This window comes from Alteromonas sp. AWQ4_252 (assembly GCF_056158205.1).
Genome location: NZ_JBSWSV010000001.1, coordinates 2,896,638 through 2,918,848, shown reverse-complemented (window position 1 = coordinate 2,918,848; position 22,211 = coordinate 2,896,638). Strand labels below are relative to the sequence as shown.

The 22,211-nt window shown below is 45.7% G+C and carries 20 protein-coding genes; 12 read left to right on the top strand and 8 right to left on the bottom strand.

The features are described 5' to 3' along the window. Nucleotides 1-2 precede the first annotated feature (2 nt). Nucleotides 3-1,271: a DUF2066 domain-containing protein gene (locus ACXACM_RS12865; protein WP_474822193.1), complete on the bottom strand. Its 1,269-nt coding sequence runs from the start codon at nucleotides 1,269-1,271 to the stop codon at nucleotides 3-5. A gap of 204 nt (nucleotides 1,272-1,475) precedes the next feature. Here ACXACM_RS12865 and purM point away from each other — a divergent pair, with 204 nt between their 5' ends. The 4 genes from purM (at nucleotide 1,476) to fadE (ending at nucleotide 6,462) form a co-directional block, all read left to right on the top strand. Continuing rightward, nucleotides 1,476-2,513: a phosphoribosylformylglycinamidine cyclo-ligase gene (gene purM / locus ACXACM_RS12860; RefSeq protein WP_474822192.1), complete on the top strand. Its 1,038-nt coding sequence runs from the start codon at nucleotides 1,476-1,478 to the stop codon at nucleotides 2,511-2,513. Continuing rightward, on the top strand, nucleotides 2,514-3,164 hold the full coding sequence (purN, locus tag ACXACM_RS12855) for a phosphoribosylglycinamide formyltransferase (RefSeq protein WP_474822190.1): 651 nt from the start codon (nucleotides 2,514-2,516) through the stop codon (nucleotides 3,162-3,164). After that, the gene (locus tag ACXACM_RS12850) at nucleotides 3,124-3,870 is read left to right on the top strand and encodes a DUF3108 domain-containing protein (RefSeq protein ID WP_474822189.1); all 747 of its coding nucleotides are present in this window, start codon (nucleotides 3,124-3,126) and stop codon (nucleotides 3,868-3,870) included. The genes purN and ACXACM_RS12850 overlap by 41 nt, the downstream gene beginning before the upstream one ends. Before the next feature lie 162 nt (nucleotides 3,871-4,032). Further along, nucleotides 4,033-6,462, top strand: a complete 2,430-nt coding sequence (fadE, locus tag ACXACM_RS12845) for an acyl-CoA dehydrogenase FadE (protein WP_474822187.1) — start codon at nucleotides 4,033-4,035, stop codon at nucleotides 6,460-6,462. Between the two features lie 164 nt (nucleotides 6,463-6,626). Here the strand turns inward: fadE and ACXACM_RS12840 are convergent, their stop codons facing one another. Continuing rightward, a complete protein-coding gene (locus ACXACM_RS12840; protein ID WP_474822185.1) occupies nucleotides 6,627-7,262 on the bottom strand; it encodes a response regulator transcription factor in 636 nt (211 codons plus the stop codon). A gap of 179 nt (nucleotides 7,263-7,441) precedes the next feature. On the opposite strand from ACXACM_RS12840, the gene cmoA reads away from it, so the two are divergent. From cmoA to ACXACM_RS12800, 8 genes are all read left to right on the top strand, one after another. Beyond that, nucleotides 7,442-8,188, top strand: coding sequence for a carboxy-S-adenosyl-L-methionine synthase CmoA (gene cmoA, locus ACXACM_RS12835; RefSeq protein WP_474822183.1), 747 nt, complete (start codon nucleotides 7,442-7,444; stop codon nucleotides 8,186-8,188). Between the two features lie 3 nt (nucleotides 8,189-8,191). Next, nucleotides 8,192-9,175 (top strand): tRNA 5-methoxyuridine(34)/uridine 5-oxyacetic acid(34) synthase CmoB, encoded by a 984-nt coding sequence (cmoB, locus tag ACXACM_RS12830; protein ID WP_474822181.1) that lies wholly within the window; start codon nucleotides 8,192-8,194, stop codon nucleotides 9,173-9,175. A gap of 95 nt (nucleotides 9,176-9,270) precedes the next feature. Then, a complete protein-coding gene (locus ACXACM_RS12825; RefSeq protein WP_474824340.1) occupies nucleotides 9,271-10,140 on the top strand; it encodes a kinase in 870 nt (289 codons plus the stop codon). Continuing rightward, nucleotides 10,140-10,958 (top strand): HAD-IIB family hydrolase, encoded by an 819-nt coding sequence (locus tag ACXACM_RS12820; protein WP_474822180.1) that lies wholly within the window; start codon nucleotides 10,140-10,142, stop codon nucleotides 10,956-10,958. The genes ACXACM_RS12825 and ACXACM_RS12820 overlap by 1 nt, the downstream gene beginning before the upstream one ends. Nucleotides 10,959-10,972: 14 nt before the next feature. Beyond that, nucleotides 10,973-12,196 carry a glycosyltransferase family protein gene (locus ACXACM_RS12815; RefSeq protein ID WP_474822178.1) on the top strand — a complete coding sequence of 408 codons (1,224 nt, stop codon included), beginning with the start codon at nucleotides 10,973-10,975 and terminating at the stop codon, nucleotides 12,194-12,196. A 3-nt stretch (nucleotides 12,197-12,199) separates the two neighbouring features. Then, the gene (locus ACXACM_RS12810) at nucleotides 12,200-13,960 is read left to right on the top strand and encodes a sugar phosphorylase (protein WP_474822176.1); all 1,761 of its coding nucleotides are present in this window, start codon (nucleotides 12,200-12,202) and stop codon (nucleotides 13,958-13,960) included. Nucleotides 13,961-14,024: 64 nt separating this feature from the next. Further along, the gene (gene moeA, locus ACXACM_RS12805) at nucleotides 14,025-15,278 is read left to right on the top strand and encodes a molybdopterin molybdotransferase MoeA (protein ID WP_474822175.1); all 1,254 of its coding nucleotides are present in this window, start codon (nucleotides 14,025-14,027) and stop codon (nucleotides 15,276-15,278) included. Nucleotides 15,279-15,283: 5 nt separating this feature from the next. After that, nucleotides 15,284-16,654 carry an MATE family efflux transporter gene (locus ACXACM_RS12800; protein ID WP_474824338.1) on the top strand — a complete coding sequence of 457 codons (1,371 nt, stop codon included), beginning with the start codon at nucleotides 15,284-15,286 and terminating at the stop codon, nucleotides 16,652-16,654. Here the strand turns inward: ACXACM_RS12800 and ACXACM_RS12795 are convergent. The 6 genes from ACXACM_RS12795 to ACXACM_RS12770 are packed head-to-tail and all read right to left on the bottom strand — an operon-like array spanning nucleotide 16,651 to nucleotide 22,157. Beyond that, nucleotides 16,651-17,352, bottom strand: coding sequence for a rhomboid family intramembrane serine protease (locus ACXACM_RS12795; RefSeq protein ID WP_474822174.1), 702 nt, complete (start codon nucleotides 17,350-17,352; stop codon nucleotides 16,651-16,653). The two genes, ACXACM_RS12800 and ACXACM_RS12795, sit on opposite strands and share 4 nt — an antisense overlap. Before the next feature lie 30 nt (nucleotides 17,353-17,382). Next, nucleotides 17,383-17,985, bottom strand: a complete 603-nt coding sequence (locus tag ACXACM_RS12790) for a nucleotidyltransferase family protein (protein ID WP_474822173.1) — start codon at nucleotides 17,983-17,985, stop codon at nucleotides 17,383-17,385. Further along, nucleotides 17,970-18,956 carry an XdhC family protein gene (locus ACXACM_RS12785; protein ID WP_474822171.1) on the bottom strand — a complete coding sequence of 329 codons (987 nt, stop codon included), beginning with the start codon at nucleotides 18,954-18,956 and terminating at the stop codon, nucleotides 17,970-17,972. Before ACXACM_RS12785 ends, ACXACM_RS12790 begins: the two co-directional genes overlap by 16 nt. Further along, nucleotides 18,953-20,116 (bottom strand): RDD family protein, encoded by a 1,164-nt coding sequence (locus tag ACXACM_RS12780; RefSeq protein ID WP_474822170.1) that lies wholly within the window; start codon nucleotides 20,114-20,116, stop codon nucleotides 18,953-18,955. The genes ACXACM_RS12785 and ACXACM_RS12780 overlap by 4 nt, the downstream gene beginning before the upstream one ends. Before the next feature lie 29 nt (nucleotides 20,117-20,145). After that, entirely contained in the window at nucleotides 20,146-21,321 is a 1,176-nt protein-coding gene (locus tag ACXACM_RS12775; protein WP_474822168.1) for a vWA domain-containing protein, read from the bottom strand. Next, on the bottom strand, nucleotides 21,321-22,157 hold the full coding sequence (locus ACXACM_RS12770; protein WP_474822167.1) for an AAA family ATPase: 837 nt from the start codon (nucleotides 22,155-22,157) through the stop codon (nucleotides 21,321-21,323). The genes ACXACM_RS12775 and ACXACM_RS12770 overlap by 1 nt, the downstream gene beginning before the upstream one ends. Nucleotides 22,158-22,211: the final 54 nt, after the last annotated feature.

Sequence of the window (22,211 nt, the reverse complement as noted above, 5' to 3'; positions counted from 1 at the left end):
CTTTAATTATTCCAGTAAAAATTAAGTTCCTGAGTAGCCTGACCGAATTTATCTGTTAGCGGTTTAAACCGTTCGTCAAGGGTGATCAGGTTGTAGAAGTCAGTAGTCTCTGCCAGTAAGGATAAGGAGAGCGTTGCCACCGATCCTTCCTGTTTGACTAGCGACACATGATTGACAACACTCATCTCTGACAAATAAGTCGTCATGTGAGCGTAATTAACGAGAGAGTCAATATTGGCCACTGAAATTTCAATAACGTTTAAAGCGAGGTTTTCCCCAGTAGGAATGATAGCAAACTCCCGCCCAAGATAATCACTGTAATCTTGTACAAAATTATGTATTAACACTTCTCTATCTGCGTTATACAAACTGCCAAACTGCACATCGCCTTTGGCAATAATGACCCAGTCTATGGCATAGTCGCCAACAGCAGCCCGGCTTTTCATGGATTCGAATTCTTCTCTTGAAAATGCGGGTTTACTGACCTCTTCCACAAGATCGTCAACCAAATATTCACTGAGCTCATCCATACCACTGGCTGAAAACGCAGGTCGATTACTCTGAAACTTTATTCTGGACGCTTGTTCCTGCGCCTGCTCTTCCTGAGCAAAATCAGGTATGGAATTGGCTTTTACTTTGTATAACCTGGCACCAACGACAAAGTCTGCGCCATAACGAACAGACGCGGTGTTAAGTCGCTCTGCAAAACGCCCCCACACATCATAGGTAGAAATATTCGTATTGTCGTCTAAATCCATCAGAGGAAAGCTAACCGGAACACCTCTTTCAGTAGCAATGGCTTTAATCGAATTTTTAATTGCATTATTTGCGCTGTCATCGATAATCGATCGCACTCCATTTTCACTTTCGATTGCGAGCCAAATCAAACTATCAGGTCGCCTTTGGCCCCATAGTGGTAAGCTTTCCTGTTTCAATAAATTGGTCAGTGCCTGCACGTCGAAATCCGCTATATAAAGTAGACCACTTTCAATGACTTCAAATCTATATGAGCGCAAGTATTGCTGAGGGTTACGAATAACGTGACTCACCACTGCGTTGTCGACAATATCACGCTGCCCGGTCATTTTAATAAAGACTTGCCGCATTGCCGCTTTTGCAGCATTACGCTGGGTGTTTTGAGACTGATCCTCAACAGCAACGACGCCCTGTCCTACCGACACCGCAGTACTAGCCTGCACTGATGACATAAACGCAAACAGTGTAATCAATAGCGTCACTATACCTACATGGCTTTTAGATAAAAAATACATGAAAAACAGCTATTACCTCTTCATAAAAAGCGAGTTGCAGCAGAGTGGCTATTGTCTGTTATCTGACAACATTTTGCATCTAGATTTAAATAAAAACTTTTTCCCTTAAGCGATATGTGCGCCAAAACAACGCAAAGCACGTTGGACTTACCCCAAGTTACTGGTAGAATCCGCGTTTTTCTACCACTCCTTCAGGGCCAGATCGTGAGCGAAAACAAAACATCGTTAAGTTATAAAGATGCAGGTGTTGATATTGATGCCGGCAACCAATTAGTTGAACGTATTAAAACAGTCACAAAAAGGACACATCGTCCGGAAGTCAAAGGTGGTCTGGGTGGTTTTGGTGCGCTGTGTGAGTTGCCGACAAAGTATAAGAAACCTCTGCTGGTTTCTGGAACGGATGGTGTAGGAACAAAATTGCGTGTTGCAATGGATGCGGGTCGCCACGACACCGTTGGTATTGATCTTGTTGCCATGTGTGTTAACGATCTTATTGTTCAGGGAGCCGAGCCCCTGTTTTTCCTCGATTATTACGCCACTGGTAAACTGGATGTAAATGTTGCTGCAGATGTGGTTACCGGCATAGGCGCCGGCTGCGAACAAGCTGGCTGCGCGCTTATTGGCGGTGAAACGGCCGAAATGCCAGGTATGTATCACGATGGTGATTACGATATCGCCGGCTTTTGTGTTGGCGTAGTTGAAGCTGACAGTGTCATTGATGGCAGTGGCGTAAAGCCCGGACAGAAAATTATTGCCCTTGGTGCGTCCGGGCCTCACTCTAATGGCTATTCTTTGATCCGTAAAATCATAGAAGTCAGTGACGCTAATCTCAATGGTGATTTAGACGGCAAACCGTTAATTGACCACCTCCTGGCGCCCACAAAGATCTATGTAAAATCTGTCCTTGCATTGCTGGAATCGGTAAAGGTTGAAGCTATCTCTCATATTACTGGCGGTGGTTTCTGGGAAAATATCCCTCGTGTCCTTCCTGATGATGCAAAAGTGGTTGTTAACGAAGACAGCTGGCAATGGCCATCTGTGTTTAACTGGTTACAGGAAAACGGTAACGTAGAAACCCACGAAATGTACCGCACCTTTAATTGCGGTGTAGGCATGATACTTGTCGTTGATGAAGACAATGTTGAGCAAGCGCTTTCCATTCTGCAACAAGAAGGTGAAAAAGCCTGGGTATTGGGGCATGTGGCAGCCCGTGGCGAAGGTGAACAGGTAGAGATTGTTTAAATGAGTCAAAGCAAGCCCCGTCTTTGCGTTCTAATTTCAGGCAATGGATCGAACTTACAGGCCATGATTGACAGCGTTCAGTCGGGCCGTCTACACGCGGATATTGTTGCTGTCATCGCCAACAAAGCTAATGCGTATGGGTTGGCCCGGGCAGAACAAGCCGGTATCCCAGCTGTTTGTGTTGAGCACAAAAACTTTGAAAGCCGCGAAGAATACGACATGGTGTTAAAAGAAACCATCGATTCTTACACGCCAGATTGCGTCGTGCTGGCAGGCTTTATGCGCATTTTGACCGCTGACTTCGTTCATCACTATGCTGGAAAATTATTGAACATTCACCCGTCTTTGCTGCCTAAGTACAAAGGGTTAAACACCCATCAACGCGCGATAGAAAACGGTGATAAAGAGCACGGTGTCAGTGTACACTTTGTTACGCCCGAACTGGATGGTGGCCCCGTCATCATACAAAGTCGCGTACCTGTGTTCCCTGAGGATACGCCGGATGAGCTTGCAGCGAGGGTGCAGGAGCAGGAACGACAAATCTATCCGCTGGTATTGCAGTGGTTTGTCGCCGGTCGTCTCACCATGAAAGACAATAAGGCTGTACTTGATGAAAAAACGCTTCCAGCACAAGGTTATGCCTACGATTAAACGTCAATGGCGAGTGATTATTGCAATTCTGGGCTTGCTTCTCGCAAGCGGCCCTGCTATTGCCGGTAGTAACTATGTGCTCACTCCTTTTGAGGCCAACTACACGGCTTTCAAATGGAATGATGACGTCGGTTCAGTCACAATCAAACTGACTCCCCTGGCGAAAGATCAATATTCTCTTACTTACGCGTCAAAAGTATCAAAATTTTTCTTGTCCGATGAACGCTATGAGCACTCTATTTTCTTTTACGAGAACGGTAGCTTCACGCCCTATCAATATTTCTATAAACGAGAAGGAACAGGGCCAGACAAAAGTCTGGAGGTCAGGTTTGCTTCCCAGCCTAATAAACACATCAAGATCAGTGATAATGAGTCGTTGCCCTGGCAAGGCGAGACAGATAATCAACTATATCGGTTAGATCTGGCAAAACAACTAGCGTCAGGCGCCAAGGACATTTCTTACGACTTTATAAATTACCGGGGTGAGAAAAAAACCTACGGCATAGAAGTTTTGGAAAACACAACCTTATCCCTACCCTACGGAAAGCTGGACACAATTAAGGTAAAACTGATCCGCCATAATAGCAGCCGGGAAACGTTCGCCTGGTTTGCCCCTGCACTTAATTACAATTTAGTCAGGCTACAGCAATTTAAAGACGGTGAAGAACAAGGCGACATCCGCCTTTCATCGTATCAGCAACTGTAATGTGCTGTCGCCGGTATGCCCAGCGATAGCCATTATTTTCTATTTTCTACGCTTCCTTTCTTGACCTTTTGTTAACAAGCATTTAGCTTTAGCATCATGCTGGTCTGACCTCAAAAGGCAGTGCCATTCGTTTTATATTTTCATACTGATCAGGAGCGAAGTATGGGTGAATTACTCTGTTTTCTCATTTTTGTAGTAGCAGGTTGTATTGCTGCCTACAAAAGAATGAATTTATCGAATACCGTGTGGCTACTGGCTGCGGTTATGGTGTTAGGCACGTTATTTGGTGAAGTTGGCTTTATTGCCTGGTTACTGTTCTTGGTAGTTGCTGTTCCCCTTTCAATGGAAAATGTACGTAAGACGTACCTCACGAAACCAATCCTTAAGTTTTATAAAAAAGTGAGTCCTGAAATGTCCACCACAGAACAGGAGGCTATTGATGCTGGTACTGTGTGGTGGGACGGTGAACTATTTTCTGGAAAACCAGACTGGAACACCTTGCACTCTATACCGAAAGGCAGATTAACCGCTGAGGAACAAGCTTTTCTGGATGGGCCTGTAGACCGTGCTTGTGCCATGGTTGATGAATGGCAAATTAACCATCAGGATGCGGATTTACCTCCACACGTATGGCAATTTTTGAAAGACAACAAGTTTTTCGCCATGATCATTAAAAAGAAATATGGCGGGCTGGAATTTTCTGCCTATGCCCAGTCTCGCGTGCTACAAAAACTAGCCGGTTGTTCGGCAGTGCTATCCAGTACAGTTGGCGTGCCCAATTCTCTTGGCCCGGGCGAATTATTGCAACATTACGGTACCCCTGAACAACAAGATTACTACTTGCCTCGCCTGGCGAAAGGCGATGAAGTGCCATGTTTCGCCCTCACAGGGCCAGAGGCCGGTTCAGATGCCGGTGCAATTCCAGATATTGGTATAGTGTGTAAGGGTGAATGGGAAGGCAAAGAGGTGCTGGGTATGCGCCTTACTTTCAACAAACGTTACATCACACTGGCCCCCGTTGCGACAGTTGTAGGTCTGGCGTTTAAATTGGAAGACCCGGACGGTTTGATTGGCGATATAAAGCAGTTGGGTATCACCTGTGCCCTCATTCCCCGGGATACCAAGGGTATGGAAATAGGTCGACGTCATCTGCCCCTTAACACGCCGTTCCAAAATGGTCCTATTCGTGGTGAAAATGTGTTCGTACCGCTGGATTTTATAATTGGCGGACAACAAATGGCAGGTAAAGGTTGGCGTATGCTGATGGAATGTCTGTCTGTAGGCCGTTGTATTACCCTACCTTCCACCGGTGCTGGTGGTGCAAAAACCGCTGCGTTGGCAACAGGCGCATATGCCCGTATCCGACGTCAATTCCGTTTGCCGGTAGGTAAAATGGAAGGTGTGGAAGAGATGCTTGCCAGAATTGGGGGGAATGCTTATGTCATGGATGCGGTTACCCGCTTTTCTACAGTAGGTGTAGACTTAGGAGAAAAACCATCCGTTATATCAGCCATTAGTAAATATCACCTGACAGAAAAAATGCGCCAGGTGATTAACGACGCCATGGATGTACATGGTGGAAAAGGCATCATGCTTGGGCCTAATAACTACCTGGGGCGTAGTTACCAGGGTGCACCTATTTCTATCACCGTTGAAGGCGCGAATATTCTTACCCGAAACATGATGATATTTGGCCAGGGTGCAATGCGCTGTCATCCGTATGTGCTGTCTGAAATTCAGGCCGCGGCGCTGGAAGATAAGCATGCGCAACTTGATGCATTCGATAAAGCCGTATTTGGACACATTGGCTTTGCCATTGCGAATAAAGTGCGCTCTTTCTGGTTCTCCCTCACCGGTGGTATTTTCCACACTACGCCATTTAACGACGATACCCGTCGTTACTATCAGCTACTGCAGGGCTACAGTGCAAACCTGGCTTTTTTAACTGATATTTCCATGGGGATGCTAGGCGGTGAACTTAAGCGTAAGGAAAGGTTGTCTGCGAGACTGGGAGATATCTTAAGTGGGTTGTATCTTGCTAGCGCCACATTAAAGCGCTTTGACGAAGATGGTCGTTTGCAGGAAGATGCTCCTTTTATGCACTGGGCAATGCAAAACACCTTGTACGATATAGAGGAGGCGCTGGATACCTTCTTATCTAACTTTCCTAATAAAGCCATGGGATTTGCACTAAAAGTATTAGTGATGCCGTTCGGTCGTCGTTGTAATCGTCCTGACGATAAACTCGAACATAAAATAGCCACAATTTTGCAAACCCCTGGGACTGCGCGCTCCCGTTTAGGCGAAGGACAGTACCTAACCAGAGAAGAAGGCAGTTTATTTGGTGATTTAGAGCAAACCCTTGACAACGTCATAGCCGCCGAACCCATTTTCGACCGTATCTGCGGGAAGAAAAAGGCCAAATTGTCTTTTACACAATTAGATAAGCTTGCTGACGAAGCTTTAGAACAAGGCTGGATAGATGAAGAAGAAGCTGCGCTACTTAAAGAGACAGAAGCAGGACGACTTCGTACTATTAATGTGGATGACTTTGACCACGAAGAACTGGTGGCAAAAATTCAATCGAGTTAATCAGTGACTATTGTAAAGTTACACTAAGAGCGTGTAGACCATTGCGGCAAAACATAGCGAAAAGGCCTATAAGCTATAATAAAAAAGCCACTTTATAAAAGTGGCTTTTTTTAATTTGTCGGTTTAGTTTATTTACCGGTTTGATGGCAAACAAACAGTGGTGGTTAATTGAACTGGAGTTTATCCATGAGTAACACCGCTTGAGTACGGGTGTTAATTTCTAACTTCCGGAGAATAGCACTGATATGCGCTTTAATAGTCGCTTCGGTTACATTCATTTCGTGGGCAATCTGCTTGTTCATTAAGCCTGCACGCAGAAATGACAGCACCTGTATTTGTTTAGGTGTTAGCTCCCGGAACCGCTTGAGTAATTGCGCCATTTCTTCATCGACGTTTTCCAGCTCCGGCTTCATCGCTTCAGGTACCCACGTATCACCACCCTTAATTGTGACGATAGCTTGAGCGATTTGTGCGGTAGGCGCTGATTTCGGGATAAAGCCTTGCGCTCCAAGCCCCATAACCTGAGCGACAACCTCAATACTCTCATTTGCAGAAATAACCGCTACCGGTAAATCCGGATACACGTCTTTAACTGATATCAACCCGTTAAAGTATTCACCACCTGGCATGTTTAAATCGAGTAGAAGTAAATCAATCTGATGATTTTCATTTAACACTACCAGTGTCGATTCAAGACTGTCAGCTTCAATTATTTCTGCATCCTTAAAATGAGGTTCCAGTGCAGCACTCAAGGCTTCTCTGAATAAAGGATGATCATCTGCTACTAAAATACGCGTCATACTGTGCTTGCTCGCCCGATTGATATAGTTTTAATCCGTAATATAATACTTTAGACTAATGTTAAAAAGATAAACAGCTATTGCCTCGACATTATTGCAAAATTTTTCCTTTAAGTGTGTAAAAACATGCACTATTGAGTAAAATTGCCGCCCTTTTATCTAACGCATTGGTGATTTTTGTGCAAAAGCCTGACAATTTATTCGCTTCACCCATGGGCCAGGTCAGTGATTTTCAATTTGATGAACGGGTCGCCGATGTCTTTCCAGACATGATTCAACGCTCCGTTCCAGGGTATCAAACCATACTGCACACCATTGGTGAGCTAGCCAAAACGTATATTACTTCAGACTCACAAGCATATGATTTGGGTTGCTCTCTTGGCGCTGCTAGTCTGGCAATGGCAAGAAATACCGAGCATGTAAATTGTGACATCATAGGCATTGATAATTCACAAGCCATGATCGAACGCTGTGAGCGCAAAGTAAATAGCTTTAACTTACCTAACCCGGTATCACTGCGCTGTGAGTCTATACTCGACTCTGACATTACCCACGCATCCATGGTGGTAATGAATTTCACTTTGCAGTTTTTATCTCCCAGCGACCGTCTCACGATGGTGAAAAAAATCTATGACGGGCTCAACCCCGGCGGCATTCTTTTACTTTCGGAAAAAATACAGCATCCCAGTGAGCAAGGTAACCAGTTATTGATCGAATTACATCATCAATTTAAACGCAATAATGGCTACAGCGAATTAGAAGTCAGTCAAAAGCGGGCAGCGCTTGAAAACGTAATGCTAACCGATACATTTGCTACCCACGAATCACGCCTGCAGAAAGCGGGTTTCAGCGATATTGTCATGTGGTTCAAGTGTTACAACTTTGCATCCATAATCGCGATAAAGCCTAAGAAAAATCAAGAGTAGAACATGAATACACTTGCTCAGACCTGGTTTAACGCCAGTTATCAACGCCTGCTTCAGGGGCCAATCGCACACTGGGTGGAAACCCTGCCTGCACAACTCGCTGAATGGGCGAAAAACGATCTCCATGGTGAGTTTGACAAGTGGTGTAAGTTAGTTGCTAAGCTCCCCGCGACAACGCCATCAGAAATCGATATTAAAAACCTGGTACGCATAGGGCACGAGGGCGATATATCAGACTATCAACGCAAACAAATTGAAGGTTTGCTGAAACAATTCACACCCTGGCGCAAAGGCCCATTTCACATTCACGGTATTCACTTAGACACAGAATGGCGTTCAGACTGGAAATGGGAACGGGTGTTACCCCACATTTCACCTCTGGCGAATAGACAAGTATTAGATGTGGGATGTGGCAGCGGCTATCACATGTGGCGTATGTTAGGTGAAAACGCACACAGTGTGTATGGCATCGATCCCTCCCAGTTATTTTTAATTCAATTCCAGGCTATCAAGCACTTCATTGCATCTGATGCCATCCATTTTTTGCCTTTGGGTATTGAGCATATGCCTGCCCTAAACGCCTTCGATACGGTCTTTTCTATGGGGGTGCTCTATCATCGCAAAGATCCTTTGTTGTTTTTAACTCAGTTAAAAGACCAGTTGCGTAAAGGGGGTGAGCTCGTCCTGGAAACCCTTGTTGTAGATGGCGATGAACACACGGTTCTTATGGCTGGTGAAAGGTACGCACAAATGCGAAACGTATGGTTTTTGCCAAGTGTTGATGCATTGAAGCTATGGTTGGCTCGGTTGGGATTTACCGATATCAGGCTTGCGGATATCAGTATAACAACACCCGAAGAACAACGTTCAACCCCTTGGATGACATCACAATCACTGTCTGATTTTCTTGATCCACAAGATAATACAAAAACCATTGAAGGCTACCCTGCACCACAACGAGCAGTCATTGTTGCAACTAAGCGGTAATTTTTTTACGTAATAAATTGACCTTTGTTGGCATAATTGTTGTAGATACTATACAAGAGTAAATGTGCAATTTAGCACGTCAAACGGGTAGTATCATGGATATCAAAGGCTTTTTGACTGAACAGCAATTGCCTGACAGTTATCAACAAATTGCACAACAATGGTTCATCCCACTGGCAGAGGAAATTGCACTGCACCAAAAAGGTGCTGAGCAACCGTATTTTGTGGGAGTGAACGGCTGCCAAGGTTCCGGTAAGTCCACAGTTTGTGCTTTTCTCGTGCATTATTTTTCTCAATGTGGCCTAACCGCTGTCACGGTTTCCCTTGATGACTTTTATCTTTCAAAAGAAGAGAGGCGACATTTAGCCAACACTGTACACCCATTACTTGCCACACGTGGCGTGCCCGGCACTCATAACACGGTTTTGGCAGCAAATACCTTTCACGCTCTGCAGGAGGGGCAAACCGTTGCCCTGCCACGTTTTAATAAATCCACAGACAACCCCTTTGCCCCAGAGGAATGGCCAGTCGTTAAAGAAGCACCTGATATTGTCTTGGTTGAGGGCTGGTGCTGGGGTGTAACGCCCCAGGATAGCGAAGCTCTTATTAAACCAGTCAACAAATTAGAAGCAGAAGAAGATCGGGACGGCGTCTGGCGACAGTTTGTAAATTCGCAATTGGCCACGGAATATCAGAAGTTATTTGACGAAATGGATTACTGGTTCATGCTTAAAGGGCCTTCATTTGAACGGGTGTACCAATGGCGGTGCGAACAAGAACACAAGCTAGCCACTAAAAACGGTCACAATGGCAGTGGCATAATGACAGACCAACAAATCCTTCGCTTTATCCAGCACTATCAGCGCTTAACAGAGCACGGGTTTAGAACCTTGCCGGAACGCTGTCAGCGTGTTTTTGAGTTGGACGAGCACAGAAATATTTTTAACGTAATCAGGACCAAGTAATGATAGAGCAGCAAATTATCATTTTCACCGATATGGACGGAACACTTTTAGATCACCATACCTATAGTTTTGAAGCTGCATTGCCTACTCTTGCGAGCCTTAAAAAAAACATTATCCCAGTGATTCCGACCACCAGCAAAACTTTTGTTGAACTGCTTGAACTGCGTGAAAAAATTGCCCTGTCAGGCCCTTTTATCGTGGAAAATGGAGCAGCTGCTTACATCCCTCATGGCTTCTTTGAAAAAAAGCCAGCGGGTACGGTATGGCAAGATGGATTCTGGTGTAAATCTTTTACTTCTGCAAAGCAGTACTGGCTAAAATTATTGGAGAAAGTTAAACCCGATTTTACAGATGAGTTCACCCATTTCAGTGAAATGTCGGTAGATGATATTTGTGAGGCAACAGGTTTAACTGAGGCTGAAGCCAGCCGTGCAGCCCAACGGCAATTCGGTGAACCCGTACTCTGGACAGGAACAGAAGAAAGAAAACAAGCTTTCCTCAAATCTGTCAAAGACCGCGGCGCTTATCCTTTGGAAGGTGGCCGATTCATTCACATTTCCGGTGATTGCAACAAAGGCGCTGCATTGAAGTGGTTCGTCGAAGAATGGTGTCGACAACATGACACCTCAGTCACCAGTATTGCTTTAGGCGATGGTAAAAACGATATCGCAATGCTCGAGGCAGCGGATTACGCGGTGCGAATAGCTTCGCCTACTCACGCGCCACCCGAATTAGAAAAACAAGAAAACGTATATACCAGCACCCGCCACGGCCCTGAAGGTTGGGCGGAAGTACTGACCCAATTACTTTTTAAATAGGACATGGAGAATTTATGGCTGATTTTTATCAAAACGGTGTAATTACAACCTTACACAACTTATCTAGACGTCCTACAGAAGAACTCGAAGCAGAGCTGCTGCGATTTTCTCAAAAACGTCCTATGGCATTAATCCTGCCCTCACTCTACTCAGAGCTTGAAGGTGAAGCACTGCCACATATCGTTGAAGAACTCACCCGCGTACCTTATTTATCCGAGATCGTTATTGGCCTCGATCGGGCCGACAAATCACAGTACAAATCGGCATTGTCTTTTTTCAGTAAGCTTCCTCAACATCACCGTGTGCTCTGGAATGACGGGCCACGGCTTAAAGCCCTCGACGATGAACTATCGGCGCTGAACCTGGCTCCAAAAGAACTGGGTAAAGGCCGAAACGTATGGTACTGCATGGGGTATATTCTCGCGTCTAACCGCGCTGAATCTGTAGCACTGCACGATTGTGATATCGTCACTTACCAACGGGACCTACTTGCTCGACTAATCTACCCTGTAGCACACCCACAGTTTAATTATGAATTCTGTAAAGGGTATTACGCCCGTGTTGCTAACGGAAAGATCAACGGACGAGTATCAAGACTCTTAGTCACACCGTTGTTACGGGCGCTAAAACGCACGTTAGGTGATCACGAGTACCTTGAGTTTATGGACAGCTTTAGATACCCGCTGGCAGGCGAGTTTTCTTTCCGTCGCGATGTACTTAATGATATCCGCATTCCAAGCGACTGGGGCCTCGAAGTCGGTGTTTTGTCTGAAATGCACCGCAATTATAACCACAACAGATTATGTCAGGCAGATATTGCTGATATTTATGATCACAAACATCAGGATCTTTCCTTTAATAACGATCAGGGTGGCTTATCCAAGATGTCTATCGACATCACCAAAGCCCTGTTTCGCAAACTGGCGACCCAAGGCTTCACATTCAGTAATGAAATGTTTCGTTCAATTAAAGCCACCTACTATCGCATTGCATTAGATTTTGTTGAAACTTATCACAACGATGCGGTTATGAACGGACTCACGTTAGACATACACAACGAGGAAAAAGCGGTAGAACTTTTTGCCAGTAACATCATGAAAGCCGGTACGAATTTCCTGGAAAACCCAATGGAAACGCCGTTTATACCAAGCTGGAACAGAGTGACAAGCGCCGTTCCGGATATTCTCGATCGACTGCTAGAAGCAGTTGAAGCAGACACAGCAGAACTACTAGGGTAAAGAATGAGTACAAACTGGGATCTCTTACACGAAAAAGTAAGTCATCATCTGCAAGCCATCTATGCTGATATCCAACTCGATATCGGCATAGGCGACCTCGCGACACAGTTACTGACCATCATGGGTTTAAACAGTGATGCAGATATCACCACGCCATCGCCACATGCTAACCAATGGGATGAAAATGATATAATCATGATCACCTACGGTGACAGTGTAATAAGCGAAGGAGAAAAGCCACTGTTCACCCTCAATCGCTTTTTACATACCTATTGTAAAAACACCATAAATAAAGTGCATATGCTGCCCTTTTTTCCGTACAGCTCGGACGATGGTTTCTCAGTTATCGATTACTCCAGTGTAAATGAATCCCTGGGCGATTGGACAGATATTGAGCGTCTGGCAAAAGACTACGGACTTATGTTTGACCTTGTAATCAACCATTGTTCAGCGAGAAGTGCCTGGTTTCAGAACTTTCAGAAGGGCGAAGATCCTGGTCGAGATTTTTTCTTCACTGCCGACCCGGCAGAAGATCTTTCCATGGTCACTCGACCCAGAGTTTCTCCTTTGCTAAGGGAAACAGAAACCGCAACTGGCACTCAGCATGTATGGTGTACTTTTAGCCATGATCAGGTGGACTTCGACTTTAGAAACCCGAAAGTACTTGAGGCATTTGTCGACATTATTAAATTGTACCTCGATAAAGGGGCTAAGCTGTTCCGGTTAGATGCTGTGGCTTTTTTGTGGAAAATCATCGGCACGCCTTGCATCAACTTGTTTCAGACCCACGAAGTAATCAGATTGCTTCGAACTCTTATCGAGCACGCTGACCCGAGTGTGATCATAATTACTGAAACCAACATTCCCAATCGGGAAAATCTTACCTATTTTGGTAATGCCAACGAAGCCCACGCCATTTATAACTTTTCTTTGCCGCCTTTACTGGTTAATACACTGGTAACGGGGAATTGTACTTATCTGAAAAACTGGATGATGAGTATGCCACCGGCGCAAAATGGAACAACCTACTTTAACTTTATCGCATCTCACGATGGCATTGGGCTGCGACCTGCAGAAGGCCTTCTGAACGACGAAGAAATATCAACACTGGTCCATACCATGCAGAACTTTGGCGGAAAGGTTTCCTGGCGAGCTTCAGCTCATGGGCAACAAAAGCCATACGAAATTAATATCACACTTTTCGATGCCCTTCAGGGTACAGTGGGTGGCCCGGATCGCTGGCAAGTCGACCGCTTCATTTGTGCTCATGCAATTATGCTGGGAATGGAAGGGATTCCAGGGCTCTATATTCACAGTTTACTCGGCACCAGTAACGATTATGAAAAGGTGGCTAACACCGGCCAGAATCGTTCAATTAATCGTCGCCGCTGGGATTTTGAAGAACTCGAAGCATTGTTAGACTCCCCGTACTCACAACATCACAAAGTGTTAACGCGAATATCTCAGTTGATTCGTATACGAAAAGCGCAGCCCGCATTTCACCCCAACGCAACGCAATTCACTTTGCAACTCGGTGACGAGATGTTTGGCTATTGGCGGCAAAGCCTCGATAGAAAACAGAGTGTATTTTGTATAAGTAATATTACCGACAAAGAACAGGCCATTTTACTTTCGAGCATCAATCTCATCGGAACAGACGCCTGGCTGGATCTCATCACCCGTGATGAACTTACTGATGTCGGCGGTTTTCTACAATTAAAACCGTATCAAACCGTTTGGATTAGCAATATGGATTTTGAATAAGAGCGAGTTGGTTTTGTGCCATCAATGCGCCATAATCGCCTTTTTAAGCTAGAGTAAACGCGGTATGGCCCAAACACCTTCTCCATGGTTGTCTCTTGACGACGCTCTGACACTTGCCCTGTCTGCTATCTCTCCCGTTCGCGACACAGTTTCCCTCCCTGTCGCTACGGCCCTGGGTTGCGTTCTGGCCGAGGATTTCATTTCACCAGTTAACGTACCCCCTGCAGACAATTCAGCTATGGACGGCTATGCCGTCTATGCCAGTGATACCCAGTCAGAGATACCTCTTAACGTAGTCGCAGAACAATTTGCGGGCATGCCACGGTCAGAGCAAAATCAGGAGAAAGGCACTGCTACCAGAATAATGACAGGCGCACTCATTCCTCCGGGTGCTGATTGTGTTGTTATGCAGGAAAACACTGTCACAGATGTCTCAACCGTTACGATTCAAAAGCCAGCTATAGCAGGGGAAAACATCAGGCGAACTGGTGCTGATATTGAGATGGGCACAACCGTTATATCAAAAGGCACGATGCTTACCCCGAGTCATCTCGTTTTACTTCACTCTATGGGGATAAGCCATATTGCTGTTATCCGCCCACTTAATGTCGGCATCTTAGCGACCGGGGATGAACTGGTTGAGCCTGGTGAGTCACTTTCCTCAGGGCAGATCTATGAATCTAACCGAATAGGCACCCGGGCTCTTCTAGCGCAGCTGCCTGTAACTATTACCGATTATGGCATTGTTCAAGATGATAAAGCGGTTTTATCTGACATTCTCACAAAAGCATCCAATGAACAAGATGTGATCATTAGCAGCGGTGGCGTTTCTGTGGGAGATGCCGACTTTGTTAAAGAATTAGTTGCACAACTTGGAGAAATTGACTTTTGGAAAGTTGCCATTAAACCCGGAAAACCTTTTGCTTTTGGTAAGTTGGGATCGGCGGTTTTTTGTGGTCTTCCGGGAAATCCGGTGTCTGCATTCGTCACCGCACAACAATTGGTGTTGCCTGTCATTCATCAACTGAGTGGCGTTGCTTATCAGCACAAAGCCAAAACCTTATCACTCACCGCTACATTGCAACGCGACATAAAACGCCGAAAAGGACGACAAGAATTTCTGCGAGCCAACATGTACCAGGACGAAAAATTGCAATGGTGTGTTTGCCCGCTGTCTAAACAAAGCTCTGGCGTTATGACCAGTGTTACTAACGCCAACTGTTACCTGGTTTTGCCGGCTGAAGTGAGTGAAGTAAAAGCGGGAGAACCCGTTCAGGTGCAACCTATGCGGTTAAATGACAAGTGGAATGCTCTATGAGTGTGTTGTTTTCTCCCAGATTTATTTTAGAAAGCCGGCGACTATTATCACTTGCCTGGCCTTTACTGATCGCACAAGTCACTCAAATGCTAATGGGCGTAATCGACACCATTATGGCAGGGCACTATAGTGCGGTGGATATGGCTGCAGTGGCGTTGGGATTCAGCATTATCGTGCCTCTTCAGTGCTTTATACAGGGTTTAGCACTTGCTATGCCTCCTATCCTGTCACGCCTTCACGGTAAAGGTGATGTTCAAAGCGTTGCCTGTGCAGCCCAACAAGCCGGTTATCTTCTCATATCCGTAAGTGTGCTAATAACGTTCCTGTGGCCGTTTGCGCCCGACCTGGTTGCCTTATTTCCCATGGAAACCAGTTTATATGTAATTACAGTGGATTACGTTCGTTTCGTACTGCTTTCAATGCCCGGGTTTGCGCTTTATCAGTGGTTGAGAAATTATTGTGAAGGCTTGGGCACAACTAAGCCCACTATGATCATAACCCTCATTGGCCTGCTGTTTAATGTGTTAGGCAATTACATATTTATTTATGGTTTAGGACCTATACCGGCATTTGGCGGTGCGGGCTGTGGAATTGCTACCACTTTGGTTATTTACACTATGCTTATTGCTTCCTTTATGTATGTAAATAAAGCAAAGAGATTACAAAAGTATGCTCTGTTCGCCCGACTTCATAAACCGGATGTCGTTCAGATATGGCGCACACTTCGACTCGGTTTTCCTGTTGCAATGACGCTGCTTTTCGAAGTAACGTTATTTGCAGTGGTTGCTCTGCTCCTTGCACCTTTTGGCGCTAACACGGTTGCTGCACACCAGGTTGCGCTGAATTTTAGCGCCATTATGTTCATGTTTCCGCTGAGCCTGGGAATGGCATTATCCATTCGTGTGGGTTATCGCATTGGTCAGCACAACCCTGCACATGCACAAACTGTAGTAAAAAGCGGTATTACCATAGGTATTATTGTTGCCTCACTGACTGCCACTTTTACAGTGCTCGCTAAAAGCGCCATTATTTCTCTGTACACCAAAGACGCAGCTGTGTTTGCGCTGGCTAATTCTTTGCTTATTTATGCCGCACTGTTTCAATTTTCTGATTCCATACAAGTACTTTCTGCTAACGCATTACGTGGCTATAAAGACACTACAGCCATGTTAGTCATTACCTTTATTGCATATTGGCTAATTGGTTTACCCACCGGAGTCATTCTCGGACGAACAAACTGGGTTACAGAAGCGCCCTTGTCTGCAGCAGGGTTTTGGATAGGCTTTATCGTTGGGCTAAGCAGTGCTGCAGTAATGCTAGGTGCGCGGGTTATCTATATCCAAAAGCGACACTCAAGAGTTCAACTTGCTTCTTAGTGATAGGTGGAACGGGGGGAGCCACTCCCGTTTTCTTTCTGTGAAGATTCGATTATGTCATTGCGCCACTGATCGCCAATAACAGGGTCTTCATTGTCAATGTTTTCCCAGTCGTAATGCCTGGGTGTCGGTTTTGGGTCTTGGCTACCGAAAAGTAGCGCCGCAATTGCACCTCCCAGGGCACCAAAGAAATGAGCTTCGTAGGAAATAGCAGGGTCCCTGGGGAATATGGTCATGACCATACCACCGTATAAAAAGAATGCGATCATCATGAGTCCTACTGAGCGGGCATCCCTTCGCATGATCGCAACAACAAACAAATAAAAAAACAAGCCATGACTCACTCCACTGGCACCGAGGTGAACGGCAGGTCTTCCCATGAGCCATACCCCAACGCCTGAAAAAAGCCATGCGAAAATTAGCGCTTTCAAACGGGTAGTGGGATAGCCGTAATAAAGTGCGCTACCCAACACGATCAGCGGCAGAGTATTGTGAAACAAATGTTCATAAGAGCCGTGAACCAAAGGCGCTGTAAACACCCCCAGTACCCCTTCAATGGTGAGTGGTTTGATACCCAGCATACCCAAAGGCAAATCAAACAACACGCCAGCTGACTGAATAACCCACAAAGCCACCACAAAGCACACCGGCAAAGTGAGTGATTGAAGCAAGCTGTCTCTGGTTAATCTTGTATTCATTAATTGAATATTGGGACTAGACGAACATTCTCAAGGTACGGTGTAACGTTTCCAATCTTCTGTATAGTCAATATCCAGGGCGGCTTGTGGATGATTTACTGCAATGCATTGTTGTGGAGCGTTTCGCAAAATCTGAGACGCTCCTCCTTTTCCGGTTATGGCGCTCAGTAAAGGAAAATCTGCCCTGGGGAAAATAGCCGGCGCCATAAGTACCCCGTTGCATCGGCTGGCAATCCGCATCTCGGGAAATCGCGTCTTTGCTTCACACAACGTTTGCAAAGATACGGTTGTTATTTCAGGTGTATCAGATACAGCCAACATTACATGACCAATTTTATCAAATTGCTTAGATGCAAATATTTCATTTACGCCGCAAGCTATACTGCATCCCATGCCCTGTTGCCAATTTTCATTATGAACTATCTCTACTTCTTTATCAGCTAATGCTGTGACAATGGAAGTATGGTATTTCCCCGTAACGACAGTCAGGAGCAACGGGCTTAACGCCTGATATTGTTCAACAACATAATTTAGTAGATGGCTGCCAGAAGGATGGAGGCTGAGTAACTTATTGCTACCGTACCTTCGACTTTCTCCCGCTGCGAGTAGAACTATGGCTAACTGGCCTGACACGACTTACCCTTCAACGAGGTGGCAGATTTTTGATAGATTGCGGCATGAGCCTCACTGAGAATGGATAGCGCAATGGACTCGGGTAAATCACCACCGAGGGCTAATCCGGCAGGAGCACTCAAAGCAACAGAAAAATCCCTATCGCACAACCCTGCCTCACTTAACACCCGGTCCGCTCGATGAACAGGGCCCAAAAGAGCCAGGTAGCGCAGTTCTTCAAACTTAGCGGAAGCAATGGTGGCCAGCGCTTGAGCATCTAAACCAACCTGGTGATGCATAACCACAATGGCCTGACACTCGGCAAACCAGGGTTCTTGTTTCAATATTGCCGGGGGATATTGAGTAGCAAAATGTGCTGAAGAAAAATCAGATTTGCGGGCAAACCGTGCCCGTGGATCATTAACATACACTTGCCAACCGAGCCTCGCCGCCAAATCGCACAGGGGCAAGGCATCAATACCGCCCCCTAAAATTGCCAGGCAAGGCGGAGGACTTAACCAGTGACAATACACAGATGAATCTTCAGTAGGGGCATGAGTAACAAACCCATAGGGGTCCCCTGGTTCCTTTGGCTGGCAATAGCCTACACTTTTCCTCGCCGTCAGAGCAGACAACAACGCTGGCAACTGCAAATACGCCGAATCAACGGTAATCGGTTGTAGTAACAAGGTTACTTCGCCGCCACAACCAATACCGAGGCGCCAGGCTATATCTCCTTCTTCCTGCATGTCGTATGTGACAAGTTTAGCTCTGCTCGTTGCCCAGCTTTTTCGTGCCTGATGCAGTAGGTCACTTTCCAGGCAACCACCAGAAACAACACCTAATTGTTCACCATCCTCATTAAACAGCATCATGGCACCCGCTTTTCGATAAGAAGAACCCTGGGTACTGACTATTGTTACCAGCACCCAATTGGATTCATCTTTTCTTTTAAACCAATCTTTGAGCACATGATATATATGGTGATTCAAATACCCTCTCCTTCTGTCCCCTTTACTTTGCTTAATTTGCTAGCGGACATTTTAGGACCCCTTTGTCGGACAACCAGCGTTTCAGCTATTTTATCTTGTATCGCCTGACGGTTTGGATCCCAGAAGACCTGAAAGAAACCCAACAGACCCGTAGCGAAACCCGCAGTATAGCCGCCATATCGACCAAAGCTTTCCCATAAGGAAGGTGACCTGCCGTCCAACCGCAAAACCCGTATTCCTGTGAGCCATTTTCCTGGGGTATAACCCTTAAAACTCGCAGGAAAAATACTGTAATACAGGGCAGCCCAACCTAACCCCCACCCCAACTCAGATAAGAGACTTTTACTATCGTGAATAACTTGTCGCAGAGATTCTAAAAAACTATCTTTGTGGTCACTTTCTGCGGGTAAACTCGCTTGGATTTCGCCAACCGATGACGACGCCTCATTTTCCCCAGCCTCCATCTCAGCTTTAATTTTGTCTTGCTGTGCGTAGAATGCATCATGCATGGCTGTATTTAGCGCACTGACTTGCGCGTCATCTAGTTGACCGTTATCGGTTAACGAATCAAACACTTCTTCAATGCGAGTCACTGTTCCGCCAATATCCGCCTGATTTTCGCCGAACTCTGTTGCCACAGATGTCAAACACGCCATATCACTATCGCATTGCTGCCACATCAACGCCGTTCCCCCTACCAGTAAGGGTTCAGCTACGGCTGACGCATTTTGGCCTGTCTGGCTATCAGGTGCATCTGGTATGTCGTCGTCCATAATAGTAAATAGCAACCACGCTAAAATGGTTACTCCACAAACGCGCAGCCCTTGCGTAACGCCACTGCGAGTAGACTTTTTCGCCATATTATTACCGGCTTTAATGAAGGTGATTGCCGCTACGAGTGCAAAAATCATTGCGTTGGCTGATGAGATAAAATAGATAAAAGAAACATCGAGTAACTGGGCCATGGCCCTTCGCATGGGCGTTGCCAACGGCGTCCCCAACAATTCAGGTGCAACCTGAAATGCATAGGGAGTAACAATTTCTCGGGTTTCTTTTCGACTGTGGTTTGAGTCGTCTTCTGCTACCGGAGCAGAGAGGCCAATATGGGACTCGTTGCCATCTTGTGTATCAGATCCAACAGACTTTGCGCTCTGTTCCATTACCGTCATCCTTTTGTGCAGACCTTTTGCTATTTTTGCAACACCTTAACAGCTTGGTTCAACCCGTTGAGCGTTAGCGGATACATGTTCTCGTCCATCAATTCCCTGATCAGATTAATTGATTCGTAGTAGGACCAATAAGCTTCTCGTTGCGGGTTCAACCATACTACCCTGTGAAAGTGCTGGGTAAGTCGCCGGAGCCACACTTCTCCGGCCTCCTCGTTCATGTGTTCAACGCTACCACCAGGCCAACTAATTTCATAGGGCCCCATAGTAGCATCGCCCACAAAAATGACTTTGTAATCTCGCCCAAAAGTGTGAATGATATCCGTTACTGCTATTGAAGAAGACGACCGACGGGCATTTTCAGTCCAAACAGATTCATAAACACAGTTGTGAAAGTAAAAGTACTCCATGTGTTTGAACTCAGTCTTAGCGGCAGAAAATAAAGCTTTTGTTTCTTCAATGAACGGGTCCATTGACCCTCCTACATCGAAAAACAACAAAACGTTTACCGCATTGGCTTTCTGTGGACGCATATGAATGTCAAGTAGCCCTCCCTGTTTTGCTGTCTTGTCAATCGTCTGTGCTACGTCGAGTTCATCGCTGACGCCAGTGCGAGCCAGCATTCTCAACTTTCGCAGGGCAAGCTTAAGGTTACGCGTACCCAGTGTGGCATCTGCAGATAAGTCACTGTAGGTTCGTTTGTCCCACACTTTTACCGCTGAACGACGCCGGCTACCATGCTGGCCTATTCTCACCCCCTCGGGATTATCTCCATAGGCGCCAAACGGTGACGTTCCTCCAGTTCCAACCCATTTATTCCCCCCCTGATGTCGTTTTTCCTGCTCTTGTAAGCGTTGCTTCAGGGTTTCCATCAATTTATCAAGACCGCCCAATGATTGCAGTTTGGCTCGCTCTTCCTCACTCAGATTGCGTTCTATTTGCTTCTCTAACCAAGCTTGAGGAATATCAGAATTGGTCAAATCAACTGACTGAACGCCCTCGAAGTAATCGGTAAAAGCGCGGTCAAAAATGTCAAATTTAGCCTCGTCTTTCACCATTACCATACGAGACACATAGTAAAACGCCTCCAGGTCAGCAAAGACGACGTGGTTCTCGACGGCCTTGATCAAATCTAACAGTTCACGACTACTAACACCAAGGCCATACTTTCTAAGCGTAAAGAAGAATTCAATGAACATTAACGACGTGCCATAAACATGAGTTTTTCGAAAAGGTGAATATCCTGTTCGTTTTTCAAAAGAGCACCATAGAGCGGCGGTAAACTCTGACTATTGTCTTTATTCCTCAGCACCTCGGGCTCGATATCCTCAGCAACTAACAGTTTTAACCAGTCTATAAGTTCTGACGTAGACGGCTTTTTCTTTAAACCAGGGATTTCCCGAAGTTCGAAAAAAGCCCCAAGCGCTTCATCTAATAGCTTTGCCTTGATAGAAGGAAAATGAACATCGACTATACGACGCATATCGTCTTGTGAAGGAAACTGGATATAGTGGAAAAAGCACCGGCGCAAGAAGGCATCAGGCAATTCTTTTTCATTATTGGAAGTAATTATCACGATAGGTCGCTGTTGCGCTTTCACCAGTTGCTGCGTTTCATATACATAGAATTCCATTTTGTCGAGTTCCTGAAGTAAATCGTTGGGAAACTCGATATCTGCTTTATCTATTTCATCTATGAGTAATATTGGGCGTTGTGTTGCCTCAAAGGCATGCCAGAGTTTACCTTTGACAATGTAGTTAGCAATGTCATGTACTTTTTCATCGCCAAGCTGTGAATCTCTTAAGCGGGAGACTGCATCGTATTCGTACAATCCTTGCTGGGCTTTGGTCGTAGATTTAATATGCCATTGTATCAGTTCACACCCCAGACTTTTTGCCAACTCTTCTGCCAATAAGGTTTTACCTGTTCCGGGCTCCCCTTTTATCAATAGCGGCCGTTCAAGGGTAATGGCCGCGTTGACCGCGAGTTGTAATTCTTTTGTTGCTATGTACTGGGATGTTCCGGTAAAGCCCATGTGTCCTCCGTCTGAGTATTATTTTTGCCTATTAGAATACACGTAACACAATGG